The organism is Lachnoclostridium sp. An76 (assembly GCF_002161355.1).
In the GTDB taxonomy this organism is placed as follows: domain Bacteria; phylum Bacillota; class Clostridia; order Lachnospirales; family Lachnospiraceae; genus Mediterraneibacter; species Mediterraneibacter caccavium.
Window position 1 is genome coordinate 1 of the sequence record NZ_NFHL01000020.1, and the last position, 2,309, is coordinate 2,309.

The following is a 2,309-nucleotide window of genomic DNA, read 5'->3' on the forward strand; positions in this document are numbered from 1 at the left end:
GTGCCCCGGGACGTACAGTACGGGGATGCCTTCACCGCGCTGTACAGCCTGCGGCAGTCCCTGAAGACCGACCGGATGGACGAGGCCCTCCAGAAGCTGGAGGAGTGCCGGGCGCGGGCCTGCGAGCTGATCCCCGCGGTGGATGAGGAATACGCAGCCCAGACCCGGGAGCTGACCAGCACCACCGCCCAGATCACAGGGCTCCTGGAAGGGATCCGGGACTTCCTGGCGGGGACGCCGCTGACCACGGATTACGCCGCGTTCCAGAGCGCCCTGGGGGAAGTGCGGGCAAAATGGGAGAAGGTGACAGAGGACGCCCAGGCCGCGGTGGAAAAGCTGCTGGCCAGCGTAAAAGGGGCGGAGACCGTCTGCCAGGTGTTCTCCAAAGACCCGGTGAACTTAAGCACCGGGAACTTCATCTACGACCGGACAGACCTGGAGGTCCCGGGGCGGGAGCCCTTTGGGTTCCGGCGGTTTTACAACGCCATCAACGGCCGGAAGGGGGCCATGGGGAAGGACTGGAACCACAACTATGAAGTGTGCGTGAGGCTGGACGGCGGGGAGGCCGTGCTGCTTAAAGAGGACGGGAAAGAGGAGCGGTTCTTCCAAAAGGATGGGAAGTACCTGCCCCTGTTCGCCAGCGAGGGGACGTTTACGGAGACCGGGGACGGGTACGAGTACCTGACCAGAGGGCAGAGACAGTACCGCTTTGACCGGGACGGCCGGTGCCTGGAGATCCGGGAGCTGTCCGGGAGCCGGATCCGCTTCTCCTATGAAGAGGGGGAAGGGGGCCGCTTAAAGCGGGTGGAAAAGGACACCGGGGAATGGTTCGCCTTTGCCTGCCATGAGGACGGGCTTCTGGCATCTGTGGAGGACCACACGGGCCGCCGGGTGTCCTACACCTACCGGGACGGGCTTTTGCGGGAGGCGCGGCTGCCGGACGGCGGCGTCTTCCGATATTGCTATACACCGGGCGGGAAGCTGGAGAGTGTGGAGAACCCGCTGGGGACCGTGACCGTGGAGAACCGGTTCGACGAAGAGGGGCGGACCCTTCAGCAGGAGTTCCCGGACGGCACCCGGATGACCTATGCCTATGATGACAGGAAAAAAAGCGTGGAGCTGACGGAGCGCAACGGAAGCAAAGTGACCTACCTCCACGACGACAGGTACCGGGATGTCAAACATATCTACAGCAACGGGGAGGAGCGGTTCGCCTACAACCAGAACAACCAGAGGACGCTGTACGTGGACCGCCTGGGGAACCGGACCCAGTACGCCTACGACCCGGCAGGGAACCTGACCCGGGTCATCGACGCCCTGGGGAACCGGACAGAGATCCGGTACGGGGAGAAGAACCGCCCTGCAGAGGTGCGGGTCAATGGGAAGGAAAAGCTGAAAGGGACGTACGACGGGGAGGGGCGGCTCCTGTCCATGAAGGACGCCCTGGGAAACCAGACGGAGATCACCTATAACAGCGCCGGCTGGCCGGAGCGGATCGTGCAGCCGGACGGGAGCGAAGTGGGCCTGGCCTATGACAGCCGGGGGAACATTACCGGGCTCAGGGACGCGTCCGGGAGCCTGACCCGGTATACATACGATTCCCTGAACCGGGTGACAGAAAGCGTGGACGGGAACGGGAACCGGACCCGGTACGCCTATGACGTCATGGGGAATGTGACAGAGATCGAGAACGCAGAGGGAAACCGCCGGTATTACGAGTACAACTTAAGCGGAAAGGTGACGAAGGTCACGGATTTCGACGGGCACAGCATCCGGAGGGAATACAATGCCCTGAACCGCCCCGGCAGGGTGACGGACAAAGAGGGAAGAGAGACCCTTCTGACCTATGACAGCATGTGGAACCTGGCCCGGGTGACCACGCCGGACGGGGCCAGGACCACCTATATTTACAATGAGCACAACCTGCTGACCCGGATCAAAGATGCGGACGGGGGCGTGGTACGGTACACCTACGACGCCAACGGCAACCGCACCGGGGAAGAGGATGAGAACGGGGCAAAGACCACGTTTGCTTATGATGCCCTGGGACGGGTGACAGAAGTGAAGGGAGAGGAAGGACTTCACTATACCTATGCCTATGACGGGGAGGGGAATCTGATACAGGCAGAGGACGCCCTGGGGAACATGGTGCGGATGGAGTATGACGAAAACGGGAACCTGACCCGGGAGACCGGGCCTCTGGGGGAGAGCCGGAGCTATACCTACACGCCCCTGGGAGAGGTGGAGAGCGTGACGGATGAGGCGGGAAGGACCACCCGGTACGTCTATCTGCCGGGCGGGCAGTTAAA

General features: G+C 62.7%; 1 protein-coding gene. It reads left to right on the forward strand.

What is annotated here, in order from left to right:
* The coding region (locus B5G27_RS15720) for a DUF6531 domain-containing protein (RefSeq protein ID WP_143449759.1) at window positions 1-2,309 on the forward strand (2,309 nt) is incomplete at both ends.